The sequence below is a fragment of the Sphingomonas sp. genome (assembly GCF_965248875.1).
In the GTDB taxonomy this organism is placed as follows: Bacteria; Pseudomonadota; Alphaproteobacteria; order Sphingomonadales; family Sphingomonadaceae; genus Sphingomonas.
On record NZ_CBDFKR010000011.1, the window covers coordinates 875,782 to 890,983 of the forward strand.

The 15,202-nt window shown below is 70.2% G+C and carries 16 protein-coding genes; 8 read left to right on the top strand and 8 right to left on the bottom strand.

All coding sequences use genetic code 11. From position 1 onward, the window contains the following. Window positions 1-46 precede the first annotated feature (46 nt). The 3 genes from ACP2AD_RS11305 to ACP2AD_RS11315 are packed head-to-tail and all read right to left on the bottom strand — an operon-like array spanning window position 47 to window position 2,477. Window positions 47-349, bottom strand: coding sequence for a 2Fe-2S iron-sulfur cluster-binding protein (locus tag ACP2AD_RS11305; protein ID WP_425230151.1), 303 nt, complete (start codon window positions 347-349; stop codon window positions 47-49). Further along, entirely contained in the window at window positions 346-1,440 is a 1,095-nt protein-coding gene (locus ACP2AD_RS11310; RefSeq protein WP_425230152.1) for a cysteine desulfurase family protein, read from the bottom strand. The genes ACP2AD_RS11305 and ACP2AD_RS11310 overlap by 4 nt, the downstream gene beginning before the upstream one ends. Next, complete coding sequence (locus ACP2AD_RS11315; RefSeq protein ID WP_425231160.1) at window positions 1,437-2,477, bottom strand: cysteine desulfurase family protein; 1,041 nt, start codon at window positions 2,475-2,477, stop codon at window positions 1,437-1,439. Before ACP2AD_RS11315 ends, ACP2AD_RS11310 begins: the two co-directional genes overlap by 4 nt. Window positions 2,478-2,595: 118 nt before the next feature. Between ACP2AD_RS11315 and ACP2AD_RS11320 the strand changes: the two genes are divergently transcribed. Further along, window positions 2,596-3,252, top strand: a complete 657-nt coding sequence (locus ACP2AD_RS11320; protein WP_425230153.1) for an alpha/beta hydrolase — start codon at window positions 2,596-2,598, stop codon at window positions 3,250-3,252. A gap of 114 nt (window positions 3,253-3,366) precedes the next feature. On the opposite strand, the gene ACP2AD_RS11325 is transcribed toward ACP2AD_RS11320, so the two are convergent. Further along, entirely contained in the window at window positions 3,367-3,522 is a 156-nt protein-coding gene (locus ACP2AD_RS11325; RefSeq protein ID WP_425230154.1) for a hypothetical protein, read from the bottom strand. Window positions 3,523-3,666: 144 nt separating this feature from the next. Then, window positions 3,667-4,632, bottom strand: a complete 966-nt coding sequence (locus ACP2AD_RS11330) for a threonine ammonia-lyase (protein ID WP_425230155.1) — start codon at window positions 4,630-4,632, stop codon at window positions 3,667-3,669. Window positions 4,633-4,768: 136 nt separating this feature from the next. Between ACP2AD_RS11330 and ACP2AD_RS11335 the strand changes: the two genes are divergently transcribed. Both ACP2AD_RS11335 and ACP2AD_RS11340 read left to right on the top strand, forming a co-directional pair. Then, complete coding sequence (locus ACP2AD_RS11335) at window positions 4,769-6,001, top strand: type III PLP-dependent enzyme (RefSeq protein ID WP_425230156.1); 1,233 nt, start codon at window positions 4,769-4,771, stop codon at window positions 5,999-6,001. A gap of 136 nt (window positions 6,002-6,137) precedes the next feature. Next, window positions 6,138-7,217, top strand: a complete 1,080-nt coding sequence (locus ACP2AD_RS11340) for a 1,9-bis(guanidino)-5-aza-nonane synthase (RefSeq protein ID WP_425230157.1) — start codon at window positions 6,138-6,140, stop codon at window positions 7,215-7,217. A gap of 19 nt (window positions 7,218-7,236) precedes the next feature. On the opposite strand, the gene ACP2AD_RS11345 is transcribed toward ACP2AD_RS11340, so the two are convergent. Further along, entirely contained in the window at window positions 7,237-8,535 is a 1,299-nt protein-coding gene (locus tag ACP2AD_RS11345) for an MFS transporter (protein WP_425230158.1), read from the bottom strand. Window positions 8,536-8,721: 186 nt separating this feature from the next. On the opposite strand from ACP2AD_RS11345, the gene ACP2AD_RS11350 reads away from it, so the two are divergent. From ACP2AD_RS11350 to ACP2AD_RS11370, 5 genes are all read left to right on the top strand, one after another. Then, a complete protein-coding gene (locus ACP2AD_RS11350; RefSeq protein WP_425230159.1) occupies window positions 8,722-9,738 on the top strand; it encodes a hypothetical protein in 1,017 nt (338 codons plus the stop codon). A 65-nt stretch (window positions 9,739-9,803) separates the two neighbouring features. Next, entirely contained in the window at window positions 9,804-10,259 is a 456-nt protein-coding gene (locus tag ACP2AD_RS11355; RefSeq protein ID WP_425230160.1) for a GreA/GreB family elongation factor, read from the top strand. A gap of 65 nt (window positions 10,260-10,324) precedes the next feature. Then, complete coding sequence (locus ACP2AD_RS11360; RefSeq protein WP_425230161.1) at window positions 10,325-10,900, top strand: NMCC_0638 family (lipo)protein; 576 nt, start codon at window positions 10,325-10,327, stop codon at window positions 10,898-10,900. 66 nt (window positions 10,901-10,966) lie between these two features. Further along, a complete protein-coding gene (locus ACP2AD_RS11365) occupies window positions 10,967-11,422 on the top strand; it encodes an MAPEG family protein (protein ID WP_425230162.1) in 456 nt (151 codons plus the stop codon). After that, window positions 11,415-11,600, top strand: a complete 186-nt coding sequence (locus ACP2AD_RS11370) for an SANT/Myb-like DNA-binding domain-containing protein (protein ID WP_425230163.1) — start codon at window positions 11,415-11,417, stop codon at window positions 11,598-11,600. Before ACP2AD_RS11365 ends, ACP2AD_RS11370 begins: the two co-directional genes overlap by 8 nt. Before the next feature lie 143 nt (window positions 11,601-11,743). Here ACP2AD_RS11370 and ACP2AD_RS11375 read toward each other — a convergent pair whose 3' ends face one another. Together ACP2AD_RS11375 and xrtA are read right to left on the bottom strand one after the other, a co-directional pair. Further along, on the bottom strand, window positions 11,744-13,651 hold the full coding sequence (locus ACP2AD_RS11375; protein WP_425230164.1) for an XrtA/PEP-CTERM system amidotransferase: 1,908 nt from the start codon (window positions 13,649-13,651) through the stop codon (window positions 11,744-11,746). After that, window positions 13,651-15,189, bottom strand: coding sequence for an exosortase A (gene xrtA, locus ACP2AD_RS11380; RefSeq protein ID WP_425230165.1), 1,539 nt, complete (start codon window positions 15,187-15,189; stop codon window positions 13,651-13,653). Before xrtA ends, ACP2AD_RS11375 begins: the two co-directional genes overlap by 1 nt. Between the last annotated feature and the right edge of the window lie 13 nt (window positions 15,190-15,202).

A 15,202-nucleotide genomic window follows, 5' to 3' on the forward strand; every position in this document is an offset into this window, starting at 1 on the left:
GATGGCGTGCGCATCCATCACAGCGTGACGCGCGACGATTTCCAGGTCAAGGCACCCGCGCCGTCAGCCCGTCGAGCGCCGCGGTCAGCCTGACCTGGCAGGCCAGGCGGCTGGTGCGCGTCGCGGCATAGGCCAGATCGAGCAGCTGCTCCTCCTCCTCGCTCGCCGGCGGGAGCCGCGCGAAATCGGCGGCGTCGATCATGACGTGGCAGGTCGCACAGGCCATGTCGCCGTCGCAGGTTCCCTCCAGCGGCATCCCGGCGCGCTGGGCGGCATCGAGCAGGCGTTCGCCGGGATGGCCCTGCGCGTGCGCGACGACGCCATCTGCGGCGATGAAGCGGAGGTTCATGGGATCGCCTGCTGCGCGCGCGCGGCGGCGTCGATGCGGTCGAGCGCCCCGGTCAGGTCCGCCTCGGTCGTGTAGCGTCCGAAGCCGAGTCGGATCGAGCTGCGCGCCGCCGCGTCGGTGAGGCCGAGCGCGCGGAGCACATGGCTCGGCCGCCCCGAGCCGCTGGCGCACGCGGAGCCTGCCGAAAAGGCGATGTCGCGGCAGTCGCTCATCAGGCGGCCAACGTCGAGGCCGGGGCGGCGGAGGTTGAGGTTGCCGGGGTACCGATGCGCCGTCGATCCGTTGATCGTCCAGCCGTCGAGCCGCTCCACCGCCAGCGCCCACAACCGTGCGACGTGCGCCGCGTCCGCATCGGCGCGCCCGCGCATCAGGCGCGCCGCCGCGCCGAAGCCCGCGCACAGCGCCGGCGACAGCGTGCCGGATCGGCCGCCCTCCTGATCGCCGCCGTGGAGCAGCGGGTCGAGCCTCACGCCATCCCTGATCCACAGCGCGCCGACGCCCTTGGGGCCGTGGATCTTGTGCGCGGAGAGGGCGACGAGGTCGGCGTTGGGCGGGATCGGCGCGCGGCCATAGCCCTGCACCGCGTCGCACAGGAACAGCATGCCAGCTGCATGCGCGAGGTCGGCGAGCGCGGCGATGGGCTGGATGACGCCGATCTCGTTGTTGACCAGCATTGCCGCCACCAGCCCGCCCCCGCCGCCGCTGCCGCCGATCGCTGCGCGCGCGGTGGCGAGGTCGACCAGCCCGTCGTGCCCGACCGGCAGGATGGTGATGGTACGCCCCGTCCTGTCTTCCGCCGTCGCCGTGTCGAGCACCGCGGCGTGCTCGGTCGCCAGGGTGATGATCGGGGCTGCCGTACCCTTGATCGCCCAGTTCAGCGCCTCGGTCGCGCCGCTCGTGAACACAACGCGACCGCCCGGCGGGAGAAGCGCCGCAATCTCCTGACGCGCGACCTCGACCGCGGCTTTCGCGGCGCGGCCGGGACGGTGGGCGCTGTGCGGGTTGGCGTGCTGGTCCTTGAGCCAGGGCAGCATCGCGTCGAGCGCTTCGGGGGCGAGCGGCGTCGTCGCCTGATAGTCCAGGTAGATCATGCCGCAAACTTGCGGGTCGCCCGGGCGATGTCGCGCCAGGCGGCGATCGCGCGCTCGACGTCGGCGCCGGTCGTATCGCGGCCGAAGCTGATCCGGATCACCTCACGGCTCGCCGCCTCGCTCCAGCCCATCGCGGCAAGGACGTGGCTGGGCTTCAGCGACCCCGACGAGCAGGCGCTGCCGGCACTGACCGCGATGCCGGCGAGGTCGAAGCGGATCAGCTGCGTCGTCGCGGCAACCCCGGGCATGCGATAGCTGCCGATCGCGGGGTGGCGCGGGCTGGCCGCGGCGACGACCTCGCCGCCCGACCGCGTGATCGCGTCGTCCAGCCGCGCACGCAGGACGGCCCATTGCGCGACCGGCTCCGGCTCCCCCAGCGCCGCCGCCCAGCCGAGCGCGCCGGGTAGGTTCTCGGTGCCGGGGCGATAGCCGCGCTCCTGCCCGCCGGTGGGATTGAGCGTGGCGAGATCGCGCACCAGCAGCGCGCCGATGCCGGGCGGACCGCCATGCTTGTGTGCCGACAGCGCGATCAGGTCGGCGTGAGGGCTTACCTCGTCCGCCAGGCAGGCGGGCATCTGCGCGGCGTCGACGAGGAGGAGGTGGCCGGCCGCGTGCGCCGCCTCGGCGATCGCGGCAAGCGGCTGCTTCACGCCTGTTTCGGAGTTTGCCCATTGAATGCAGAGAAGCGCATCCGGCCGGACGGCGCGCTGCAGGTGAAAATCTAAGTTCTCCGGCCCGAGAAGTCCGTTGGCGTCGACGTTAAGGTGATAACTCTCCACCACCGCGCGAAGCACGGCGTCATGCTCGACGGTCGTATGGACCAGGTGATTGGCGACCGACCTGTTCAGCGCCAGCGCCAGCGCCTCGCTCGCGCCGCTGGTCAGGATCACCTCGCCGGTCCAGCCATGGGCAGCCGCGATCCGCGCCCGCGCCTCCTCCAGCGCCGCACGCGCCGCGCGGCCCTCCGCATGCGGCGAGGACGGATTCGCCCAGCGCGTCATGCCGCCGGCCACCGCGGCGCGCGCGGCGGCGGTCATCGGCGTGGTGGCGGCATGGTCGAGATACAGGCGGTCGGGTTGGCGGTGCGGCAACGAAGCGTTCCAATCGGGGGCGTCCGTCCTATATAGCGCCGCGATACGCGTTCACAGGATAGTCATGCCCGAAGTCATCTTTCCCGGTCCCGAGGGCCGCCTGGAGGGCCGGTTCGCGCCCTCGCCCCGTCCCCGCGCGCCCGTCGCGATGATCCTCCACCCGCACCCGTCGTCGGGCGGCACGATGAACAACCGCATCGTCCAGGAGCTGTACAAGACGTTTCAGCGCCGCGGCTTCGCGGTGCTGCGCTTCAACTTCCGCGGCGTCGGCAAGTCGCAGGGGGTGTTCGACAACGGCATCGGCGAGCTGTCGGACGCGGCGTCGGCGCTCGATTGGGTGCAGAGCTTCCATCACGAGGCGTCGTCGACTTGGGTCGCGGGCTTCGGCTTCGGCGCGTGGATCGGCATGCAGCTGCTGATGCGGCGGCCGGAGATCCGCGGCTTCATCTCGATCGCGCCGCCCGCGAACATGTTCGACTTCACCTTTCTCGCGCCCTGCCCGTCGAGCGGGATCATCATCCAGGGCGAGAATGACGAGGTGGTGACGCCCAGCGCGGTGCAGAAGCTGGTCGACAAGCTCCGCACCCAGAAGCACATCACCATCCACCACGACACGATCGGCAAGGCGAACCACTTCTTCGAACACGAGATGCCCGAGCTGATGGGGAGCGTGGACAAGTATCTGGACATGCGGTTGGACCCAAACTCGCCGATTAGATGATGCTCGTCGCAGCGGATCAGCCACGCCGATCCGCGCCTGGGCGGCGAGCCCGGCCGGCGGGTCGCATTGGCGAACCCATCCGACAACGCGGCTTTGCCGCGGCGTTGTCCTCGCTCATATCGTCCAGATCAGCACGTTGCCGATCAGCACGGCGGCCATGACGAGCATGAGGATACCCTTGGTGCGGTCGGGGGTGCGGAGTTGGCGGGCGCCGAAGAAGGCGAGCGCTAAGGCGGCGAACATGGCGAGGGTGGGGGCGAGGGTAGTCACCTTGCTGCTCCTCCCCGGGACGGGGAGGTGGCGCGCGCGTCGCGCATGACGGAGGGGGCCCGCCCCTCGCGTGGCGCCTGCGGCCTGCCCCCTCCACCACCCGGCGCCGCCGGGCGGTCCCCCTCCCCGTGCCGGGGAGGAGCTTCAGCCACCACGCAGCACCGTTGCGTACGCCGCCAGGTCCACATTGCCCCCCGACAGGATCGCCAGCGTCCCCGACTCCGGCCGCACCTTGCCCGCGAGCAGCGCCGCCAGCGCCACCGCGCCGCCGGGCTCGATCACCAGCCGCAGCCGCTCCGCCGCCCAGCGCTGCGCCGCCGCGGTCTCCGCCTCGCTGACCGCCACCCCCTCCGCGCCGCGTCGCGACAGGACGTCGAAGGTCAGCGGCGAGACGCGCTGGGTCTGCAGCGCGTCGCACGCGGTGGGGGGCGCGTCGTCGCCGACCGGCTCGATCCACCCCGCCTCCAGCGACCGGCGCATGTCGTCCCAGCCCTCGGGCTCGACCACCGTCACGCCCGCGTCGGGCAGCGCCAGCGCCAGCCCCGCCGCCAGCCCGCCGCCGCCGCACGGCGCGACGATCCGCGTCACTGGGCCGAGCCCCGCCGCCGCCATCTGCGCGGCCGCCTCGACTCCGGCGCTCCCCTGCCCCTCGATCACCCAGGCATCGTCAAAGCTCGGGACCAGCGTCGCGCCGCGCGCCTCGGCGAGCGATCGGGCGATCTGCACGCGGTCTTCGGTGGCGCGGTCGAAGCTGACGACCTCCGCGCCCAGCGCCAGGGTGCCGTCGCGCTTGGTGGCCGGGGCGTCGGCCGGCATGACGATGGTGGCCGCGATGCCGAGCCGCTTCGCCGCCCAGGCGACGCCCTGCGCGTGGTTGCCGCTGGAGAAGGCGACCACCCCTTTCGCCCGTGCGGCATCGTCGAGTGCGGTCAGCCGGTGCCAGGCGCCCCTGATCTTGAACGCGCCGACCGGTTGCAGCGACTCGGCCTTGAGCGCGACGTCCACGCCGCCGATCCGCGCCGTGAACAACGGCGTCGGCGGCAGGATGCGCGCCACCTTTGCGGCTGCATCGCGCACCCCGGCGCGGGTCGGCTGTCGCACAACTGCCATATTTTTCCGCGTGCGCTCCCAGCCACTTTACAGGGGGGTACACCCCCCCTATCTGCGCCCTCCGCTGCCCCATGGGACTTCCAACCGCAAGGCAGCTTTTCACGTCGTGCCGAAAGGCCATTGGAGGTCCCTTGAATTGCACCAGCATCATCGCGCGCTGGGGTTAGCGCCCCTCTCGACCGCCGTTTCGCCCGTCACGGGTTCGGCCATCGACATCGCCAAGGCTGCACCGGTCGATCCGGTGACGCTCGTCCGTCCGCATGCCGCGGCGCGGGCCGCCCGGTTCTTCGTCGAGAAGTTTCCGGGCCGCTCGATGTATGCGGTCAAGGCGAACCCGAGCCCTGCGCTGCTGCAGATCCTGTGGGACAACGGCGTCACGCATTACGACGTGGCCTCGATCGCCGAGGTGCGGCTGGTGGCGGCGACGCTGCCGGGCGCGACGCTCTGTTTCATGCATCCGGTCAAGGCCGAGGAGGCGATCGCCGAGGCCTATCATGGGTTTGGCGTCCGTGTGTTCTCGCTCGATTCGCTCGACGAACTGGACAAGATCGTCCGCGCGACCGGCGCCGCCGACGACCTGACGCTGTGCGTCCGGCTGCGGGTGTCGTCGGAGCATGCGAAGTACAGCCTGGCGTCGAAGTTCGGGGTGCTGCCTCACGAGTCGAAGGCGCTGCTGTTCGCGGCGCGGCAGGCGGCGGACGCGCTGGGCATCTGCTTCCATGTCGGCAGCCAGGCGATGTCGCCGCAGGCCTATGCCGATGCAATGGAGCGGGTACGCGCGGCGATCGTCGAGGCGGCGGTGACCGTTGACGTGATCGACGTCGGCGGCGGGTTCCCGTCGGTCTATCCCGGCATGGAGCCGCCGCCGCTGGAGCGCTATTTCGACACGATCGCACGCGCGTTCGAAAGCCTGCCGATCAGCTATTCGGCCGAGCTTTGGGCGGAGCCGGGCCGGGCGCTGTGCGCCGAATACGGCTCGCTGGTGGTGCGGGTCGAGAAGCGGCGCGGCAACGAGCTGTACATCAACGACGGCGCCTATGGCGCGCTGTTCGACGCGGCGCATATCGGCTGGCGCTTTCCCGTCACGCTGCTGCGTGAGCCTGAGTCCACCGTGCGGGCGCATCCGTTCAGCTTCTACGGCCCGACCTGCGATGACCTCGACCATATGGCCGGACCGTTCCTGCTGCCGGCGGACGTCAAGGCGGGCGACCATCTCGAGATCGGGATGCTCGGCGCATATGGCTCGGCGATGCGGACGCAGTTCAACGGCTTCGGATCCGCCCGCACGGTGGTGGTCGAGGACGAGCCGATGGCATCGCTGTACGCGCCGGTCGAGCCGGTGACGGCGTCGAACGTCGTCACGCTGTAACCAGCCTGCGTCACTCCGGCCGAAGCGCCGGAGCCAGCGGGCGGCGGGCGAATGGCTCATCATCGCTGGCGATCGTTCGCGCGGCGCGCTGGATCGCGGGTCAAGCCCGAAATGACGAATTAGTTTAGGAAAGACCATGACCGACACCCTCGTCAAGACCGCCGCGGCGCAGCCCGCCGACACCTCGAACCGCAAGGCGGAGCTGCTCTCCACCACCGTGCAGCATATCGACATCACCAGCTTCGACGCGCGGCCGATCGTCGACGCGATGAAGAAGATGTCGTTCACCAGCCGCGACCTCGGCCGCGCGACCGAGATCTACAACCAGATGCTGGGCGACCGCGACTGCACGATCTTCCTCGTCATCGCCGGCTCGACCTCGGCGGGCGGGTGCATGGACCTGTATGCGGAGCTGGTGCGCAACAACATGGTCGACGGCATCGTCGCGACCGGCGCGACCATCGTCGACATGGATTTCTTCGAGGGGCTCGGTCACAAGCATTACCAGGCGCTGGAGGTGCCCGACGACGACACGCTGCGTTCGCTCTACATCGACCGCATCTACGACACCTATATCGACGAGGAGCAGCTCCAGGACTGCGACCACACGATCGGGGCGCTGTGCGAGCAGCTGGAGCCGAAGGCCTATTCGTCGCGCGCGTTCATCCGCGAGATGGGCAAGTATCTGGTCGAGCACGGCAAGAAGGAGAACAGTCTCGTCAAGCTCGCCTACGAGCATGACGTGCCGATCTTCTGCCCGGCCTTCGTCGACAGCTCGGCGGGCTTCGGACTGGTCAAGCATCAGGTCGATCGGATGAAGGCGGGCAAGCCCTATCTGATGATCGACGCGGTGGCGGACTTCCGCGAACTGACGCAGATCAAGATCGAGGCGGGGACGACGGGTCTGCTGATGATCGGCGGCGGCGTGCCCAAGAACTTCATTCAGGACACCGTCGTCTGCGCCGAAATCCTGGGGCACGAGGACGTGCAGGTCCACAAATATGCGGTGCAGATCACCGTCGCCGACGTCCGCGACGGGGCATGCTCGTCCTCGACGCTGCAGGAGGCAGCGTCATGGGGCAAGGTCAACACCGGCATCGAGCAGATGGTCTTCGCCGAGGCCGGCAGCGTCATGCCCCTGCTGGCGTCGGATGCCTATCACCGCGGGCTGTGGAAGGATCGGCCGGAGCGGCGCTGGGCGAAGCTGTTCGCCTGACGCCGCGCCGCGAGGCGGCTCACGCCGTCGCCATTGCCGCCGCCCCGGGCTCGACCGTCAGGGGCGGCGGTTTGCGTTCGGGGATCATGGCGACGCCCGTCAGCCCGACGACCAACGCGGTCAGCGTGTACCAGGCAGGCGCGACGGGATTGCCGGTCCAGTCGATCAACTGGTGATCGACAAACTGGGCGCTGCCGCCGAAGATTGCGATCGACAGCGCATAGATCAGCCCGATCGACCCCGCGCGAACCCGGGCGGGGACGGCTTCGCTGAACAGCACCAGCGCCGGCCCGGTGCACATTGACAGCAGTACCGCGAGGAGCACGGTCATCGTCAGCAACGCCGTGCTCGACCGGTACGCCGCCATCACCGAGAATGCGGGCACGATCGTGAGGATCAGGAGGAGCCAGGGCAGGATCAGCACCCGCTTGCGGCCGAAGCGGTCGGCGAGCAGCCCGGACGCAAGGCCCACCACGACGTTGGTCAGTCCAAGCGCGATGGTCGCGCCGAAGGCGATCTCCGTGCGCATCTGCAACGTGTCCTGCGCAAAGGTCGTCAGGTAATCGAGCGTGTAGTTTGCGATCGTCCCCGCCGCGAGGACAAGCAGCCCGCCCGTGGCGATGACGCGATAGGAACCTTCCGGCTCGCCGGCGCTGTCCTGCGCCGCGACGTGCAGCGTCTCGCCGAGCGAGCGGCGCATCCACAGCCCGAACGGCACGATCGCGGCGCCGATCAGAAATGCGACCCGCCACCCCCAACTGTCGAGCTGCGCGGGCGCGAGTGCGGAGGACAGCGCCAGGCCGACGCACCCGGAGAGCAGGACGGCCGCATCCTGGGTCGCATACTGGAACGACACATAGAGCGCGCGGCGCCCCGCCGGCGCGGCTTCGAGCAGGAAGGCGGTGTTCGGGCCGACCTCACCGCCCAGCGCGAACCCTTGCAGCATGCGCAGGGCGACCGCGAGGACGGGGGCGGCCATGCCGATCGCGGCATAACCCGGCGTCAGGGCAAGTCCCACGATGGCGACCCCCATGCAGCTGAAGGTCAGCAACATCGCCGGCTTGCGTCCGCGCCGATCGGCGATGCGGCCGATGATGAACCCGCCCAGCGGCCGGGTCACGAAGCCGACACCGAATGTCGCCAGCGCAAATGTGAGGCCGTGACCGCCGCCCTGCGGAAACAGCGTTCGGCCGATCTGTGCGGCAAAGAAGGAAAAGGTCAGAAAGTCGTAGAACTCCAGCCCGTTGCCGGCCACGACGCCCGCGATCTGGCCAGCGGTCAATGACGGGCCGGGCGAAGTCACGTCGTGATCAGCCATGCTTGCCCCCGCTGCCATGGCATGCAGGGTTTCATGCGAGCGCCCCTGGTGCAACCCCGCTGTACCGACCGCGCGGCTTGGATCGAGCAACGCTTGGCGCGATGGACTCGCGAGCCAGTCTGGTTAACACCGGCGACGGCGACGCACGCCGGGGATGCGCGTCACCATCTGCCGAGGGGGCAATCAATGGCGCAACCACCGACATTTCCGCTGCTGGTCATCGACGACAAGCGGCTGCTCGAGTTCTTCTGGTCGGTCGCTTACACCTATGCGACGCTGCAGGACCTCGACATCATCACCGAGCGCAACGTCTTCAATATCCCCGGTCCGATCGGCAACGCCCAGCGGGTTGGGTCGCGCAGCAACGACGACAGGAACCAGGTCATCGCGAGCGCGGGCAGATATTACGCGCAGCTGGTCGAGGGGTTCAGGTCGCGGCTGAGCCAGGGGCCGGGCCAGGTCGGCCGCTATGTCGACGGCGTCGCGGCGCGCAGGGAACAGCTGCGCGACAGCATCCAGCAGGTCTTCGCGCGTGTCGACGGTCACAACAGCCGGACGTTCGACATGCTATCGGCCGCCGCGATGGTCGCCAACACCACGAAGAACCTGGCGATCGTGGTGATGGCGACGGCCACCACCGTCGTTACCGTGACCGGCGGCGTCGTCGCGGCGGCGCCGCTGGCGCTCATCTATCTGGGCGCCAAGGTCACGACCGGCCTCGCGCCGATCGTGCTGCAGAACGCGTCCGCCTGGGATACGTCGGTGGGGGTCGCGATCGGCAAATATGAGAATGGTGCGATCTCGGTCGGCGAGGGCAGCCAGAAGGTGGTCGACTATGGCATGGCCGGCCTGAGCGCGACCTACCGCGACGAGATGGCGCATCAGATCCGCCAGCATCGCTCGGTCCTGGTGGGGTTGGGCAAGGACGTCGAGTTCAGCACCAAGCGCATCGTGTCGCTGATGAAGCAGCGGGGTCAGCAATCGATCATCAACAATCAGGCGGCCAACACCTACAAGCGGTTGCTCGCCGAACGGACCGCGCTGGAGGCGGAGAAGCAGGCGCTGGCCAAGACGACGATGATGTCGACGCTCAAGACGGGATTGGTCAGCCGCGGCATCCCGATCGCCTTCCTCGTACAGGACATCCTGGGCGCGTATAACGACTGGTACGACACCCAGCGGCTGATCGACCGCACTTATTGATGGCTTGGGCGAGGCGGCACCCGACGCCGGATCGTGCGTTTCTCAAGCATGACCGGAGATGAGCATTGAGCGTCGCGTTTCGGCGAGAGTCGGATGAGGAGCATCGCGAGCCGCGGTTCGAGCTGCCGATCCCGCCGGGACCAAACCTGGTGACCGCGCGCGGGCTCCGGCTGATCGAAGCAGCGGTCGCGCGGCTGGAGGCGGCGGTCTCGGCGGAGGGCGATGCCGAGCGGCTCGCCGCGCTGCGCCGCGACCTGCGTTACTGGCATACGCGGCGCGCCACCGCGGAACCGGCCCCGCCGCCTCCGTCCGGTCAGGCCGGGATCGGCTGCCGCGTGACCTTCCGGCTCAACGCGGCGACGCGGACGGTGACGATCGTCGGGGCGGACGAGGCGGACCCGCCCGCCGGGCTGATCGGTTTCGCCGCACCGCTCGCCCAGGCGCTGATCGGCGCGGAAGCGGGCGAGCGCGTCGCGTTCGGGGGCCGTGACGAGGCGATCGAAGTGCTTGTGGTCGACTGACCGGGCGGCACTGGACGCCGCCGCGTGGCGCGTCCACCATCCGTCCGATCACGGGAGGGCCGATCATGTTCACTGCGTTGCTGCTGGGCCTTGCCGCCCAGACCGTTGCCGCGCCGCCGCCGGCGCCCGGCGCGGCCGTCACCGATCCGCGGCTGACGCGAATGGCGGCGCTGTACGAAGAGTTGTGCCTCAAGGCCTTTCCCGACGACGCGGCGGTCGATCGGCTGATGGCGGCGAGGGGCGCGACGGCGCTGACGCCCGAACAGGTCCGCGTCACCCTGGTCGACGATCCCGGCCGCGGCTGGCGCGTCGCAGACGCGGGCGGCCCGGTGCTCGTGATCCTGGAGCTGCCGCCCTATCACGCCTGCTCCGTGCGCTGGGACGCACCGGCGGGGACGCCCGACTGGAGCGCCTATCGCGCGGTGTCCGATCCCTATCTGGCGGGGCATGACGGCTGGACGACGCTGCCGCCGATGGAGATGGATCGCGGCGACATTCATATCAGCGGCGTCACCACCGCGCGGATGACGGCGGCGGGCAGCGATGCGCTGATCGTCGTCGACCAGACCCCGTCGGACCCCGCCAAGCGCGGCACGGGAACGGTCGACCGCCGGCTGGTCCACCAGATGCAGGGGCACTGAGCCAACGCGGCCGATGGCGGCGCGGCGCAGGATCGGCTAGGCGACGCCGACGGATTTTGGGGAAGGATGACGATGCAGGTAGCGATGCTGCAGCCGGCGGTGGCGCTGGCCGGGTGGACGATGGTGATGTGGGTCTGGATGCTGTCCGCCCGTTTGCCCGCGCTGCGCAAAGCCGGAGTTGACATGAAGGGGCTGGTCGGCGGCAAGGGCAGCGATGCCGACGGCGTGCTGCCGCCCAGGGCGCAATGGCCGTCGCACAACTACAACCACCTGCTGGAGCAGCCGACCGCCTTTTACGCGATCGTCATCGTGCTGGCGCTGGCCGGGGCGAACGATTTCCCGACCCGGGTAGTGGCATGGGGCTACGTTACCTTCCGTATCCTCCACAGCGTCTGGCAGGCGGCGATCAACCGGGTGATGCCGCGCTTCGGGCTGTTCGCGATCGCGTCGCTGCTGCTGGTGCTGCTGACGGTGCGCGCGGGGCTGGCGGTGTGGGACGTGAAGGTCCCCTGGCTTGGCTAAGGGCGAAGGCTTCGAGCGGCACCGCCAGCCCTGGACCGCGGACGAGATCCAGAAGCTCCATCAGCTCGCGCGGAAGGGCATGGCGATGAAGGCGATCGCCAAGGCGCTGACCCGGTCGGAGGAATCGATCAAGGACCGCGCCAAGGCGGACGGACTGACGATCGCGAAGCTGCGGTAGCTGGACTCCTCCCCGGGACGGGGAGGTGGCGCGCGGCACGGCCGCGTGACGGAGGGGGCTCTCCGCCGGGACATAGCGTGCGGGCTACCCCGTCCACCACCGCCGCTGCGTGCCGGCGGTCTCCCTCTCTGTCCCGGGGAGGATCAGAACAACCGCTTCAGGCTATTTTCCAGCATCAGGAATTGCCACAGCGTCCGGCCGTGATCGGCGCGGCCGGCCCGGTGGTCCTCGGCCAGCGTCGCCAGCGGGGCTAAGTCAAACCAGCCGGTCTCGTCCAGCGTCTTCGACCGCGCCAGCGCCGCGGCCTCATCGGCCAGCCGCCCGCGGAACCAGGCGGCGACGGGGGTCGTGAACCCCATCTTCGGCCGGTACATGATCTCGCGCGGCAGGAACGGCTCCAGCGTCTTCTTGAGCAGCCACTTGCCCTGCCCGCCCCTGATCCGCCGCGACGCGGGCAGGGTCGCGGCGAATTGCACCAACCGATGGTCGAGCAGCGGCTCGCGCGCCTCCAGCCCGACCGCCATGCTGGTGCGGTCGACCTTGGTCAGCATGCCGCCGGGCAGCCAGCGCGTCAGGTCGGCCCATTGCGCGCGGTCCAGCGGCTCACGTGCACCAGCGTCCTTTGGCGCGGCACGCATCGCGGCGATCCAGGCGTCCTCCGCGCGGTAGCCGCCCAGCGTGCGGCGCGCCTCGGCGGAGAACAGCCGCGCGCGCAGTTCCGGGGTGGTGACGCCGACGGCACGGGCATAGGCCTCGTCGCCTTCGCCGGCCAGCGCCAGCAGCGTCGTCTTCGCGCGCAACGGGCGCGGCGCCCAGTCGGCCTTGGGATAGATGCCGCCGAGCGCCCCGGCGGCGCGGCGCAGGAAGGACGGCATCAGCGCCCGCGCGCGTTCCTCGGCGTAGTGGAAGCGCTGGCGGCGGTAGCCGGCGAACGCCTCGTCGGCCCCGTCCCCCGACAGCGCGACGGTCACCGTCTCGCGGGCGAGCGCGCTGACCTGATAGGTCGCGAGCGCGCTGGGGTCGGCGAAAGGTTCGTCGAAGGCGTGGACCAGCGTGTCGACCAGCGCCAGGTCGTCGGGACTGACGACACGGGCATGGTGATCGGTGTGGAATCGTGCGGCGACGAGATCGGCATAGCCGCGCTCGTCATGGTCACGCTCGTCGAAGCCGATCGTGCAGGTGTTGACCGCGCGCGGGCTCGCCTCGGCCATCAGTGCGACGACGGCCGAGCTGTCGACCCCGCCCGACAGGAATGCGCCGAGCGGGACGTCGGCGACGAGGCGGCTGCGCACGGCGGCGCGGAGACGGTCGAGGAGTTCGGCTTCGAGGTCGCGCAGGCTGCCGGTGGCGCGATCGGCGAACGACAACCGCCACCAGCAGGTCGGCGCGGGCACCGGCTTGCCGCGTTCGAGATGAAGGTAATAACCGGCGGCGAGCTTCTTAACGCCCGCGACGAGGCAGTTGTCGTCGGGGACATAGCCCCAGGCGAGAAAATCCTCGACAGCGCTCAGGTCCGGGGTGCGGCGGAGCAGCGGATGGGCGAGCAGGCCCTTCAGCTCCGACGCGAAGGCGACGCTGCCGTCGCTGAGTTCAGCGTAATGGAGCGGCTTCACCCCGAACCGGTCCCGCGCGAGGAACAGCGACCGGCGATCGGCGTCGTGGATCGCGAAGGCGAACATGCCGTCCAGCCGGTCGAGCATCGCCGGGCCCCACCGGTGCCAGGCAGCGAGCAGCACTTCGGTATCGCCGTCGGTGTGGAACCGCCAGTCGCTCAGCTCGCGGCGCAGCTCGCGGTAGTTGTAGATGCAGCCGTTGAAGAGCACCGTCAGCCGCTCGCCAACCTGCCCGTTCGGCGTCCCGTGCATCGGCTGGGGCGACCCGGCGAGGTCGATGATCGACAGGCGGCGGTGGCCAAAGCCTACCCCCGGCGCTGTCCACACCCCCTCACCGTCCGGTCCGCGATGCGCGAGCGCGTCGATCATTCGCTGCACGCGCTGCGGCTCGACGGGCTTGGGGGTGCCAGGGTGGAACAGCCCGGCGATGCCGCACATCAGTCGAGCCCGGCAGCGTGCGGCAGCGGCCCGAGCGCGAGGCGAAAACGGGCGATGGCGGCGACGGGGTCGCGGCCCGGCCGGACCTCCGCCGACAGATGGACGGCGATCGCGCGGTTGGAGCGGCCGGTGAGGCGCGCGGCGACGGTTGTGAGCTTCACCTGGACGGGCGTGGCGGCGGGAACATCGCCAACCTGATACCAGCTGGCGGCGACACGCTCCACCCGGCCAGCGCCATGTGCCGCGGGCGCGGTCATGCGGATCGCCCCGCCGCCCGCGACTGGCGGCAGGTCGGCGATGCGGACCCACCGGTCGTCCTCGCGCAGCACGCCGGTGCCGAAGCTGATCAGCTCCGCGCCCTCCTGCTGCCGCGCGAAGACGGCCACGCCGATGTCGACCGCATCGCCCTGCGCGTCGACATAGCGGCCGAACAGGGTGTGATCCGCGCCGGGGTGCCAAGGCTGCCACGGCGCGATCGCGGACAGCGGCGCGCGGGTCCAGCCGGGGATCGCCGGCAGGTCGACATGCGGCGGCAGCGGCGCGGGCCGCGCGCTGGCGCTGCTCCACGCCGGGAAAGCGGCGGCGAGCGCCAGCGTCAGGCAGGCGGCGACCGCAGCCGACGGGATGCGCGTGACGCGCGTGACGCGGCCCTGCAACTGCGCGGGTTCGAAGACGGGGGCATCGGGCGCGCGATCGAACCAGCGCCAGGCCAGCGCGATCGTCCCCGCCATCACGGCGGCGAAAAACAGCCAGCCATAAACGATGTGGTCGAACCCGGTGGCGCGCTCGACGCTGGTGCGGTCGGCGGCGTAGATCGTCCCGAACGCGCGCAGCCCGTTGGCGACAACCGGCACGGCAACGCAGGCGAGGAGGAACGTCGCCCGCCGACGCCAGCCGCGGAAGCAGAGGTTCGCGACCAGCACCCCGAACGCGATCATGGCGAGCACGAACTTCGCGCCCGAGCACGCCTCCGCGACCTCGAACCAATAGCGCCCCGCATGGATCAGCACCCCGTCCGACGACGCGGGCACCCCGGCGAGGCGCAGCAGCGGCATGACTTCAGCGACCGTTACCTGTTGGAGCGGGCCCTCGACCCCCTCGCCGAAGGGGACGAGAAAGAGGGCGTATGCCATCGGGAAGAGCAGCCCGCGCGCGACATTGGGACCGAGCAGCGTCACGACCGCGCCGTCGAGCATCAGGATCAGCCCCGCCTGGCGGAACAGCGCGGTGCTGCCGACGTCGCCGATCAGCCACGCAGTCCCGCCCGCCGCGACCAGGAGCAGGCCCGGCACCCAGGCATGCGGCGTCAGCTGTGCGAGGGCGCCGCGGCGCTGCCACACGAGCCAGGCGATCACCGGGCCGATGAAGAGGCAGTGGCCGAAGGTGGTTGAGGTCCACCACAGATGCGCGAGGTCGGCGAGCTCATGGCGGAAGAGGATAAGGAGCGCGGCGGCGGTGAGCCCCAGCGCGACGAGGTGGCGGGGCCAGGGCGCTACCCCGCCACGACCAATTCCGTTATCCCGGCGCAGGCGCTCCATCTCTCCAGGCGCG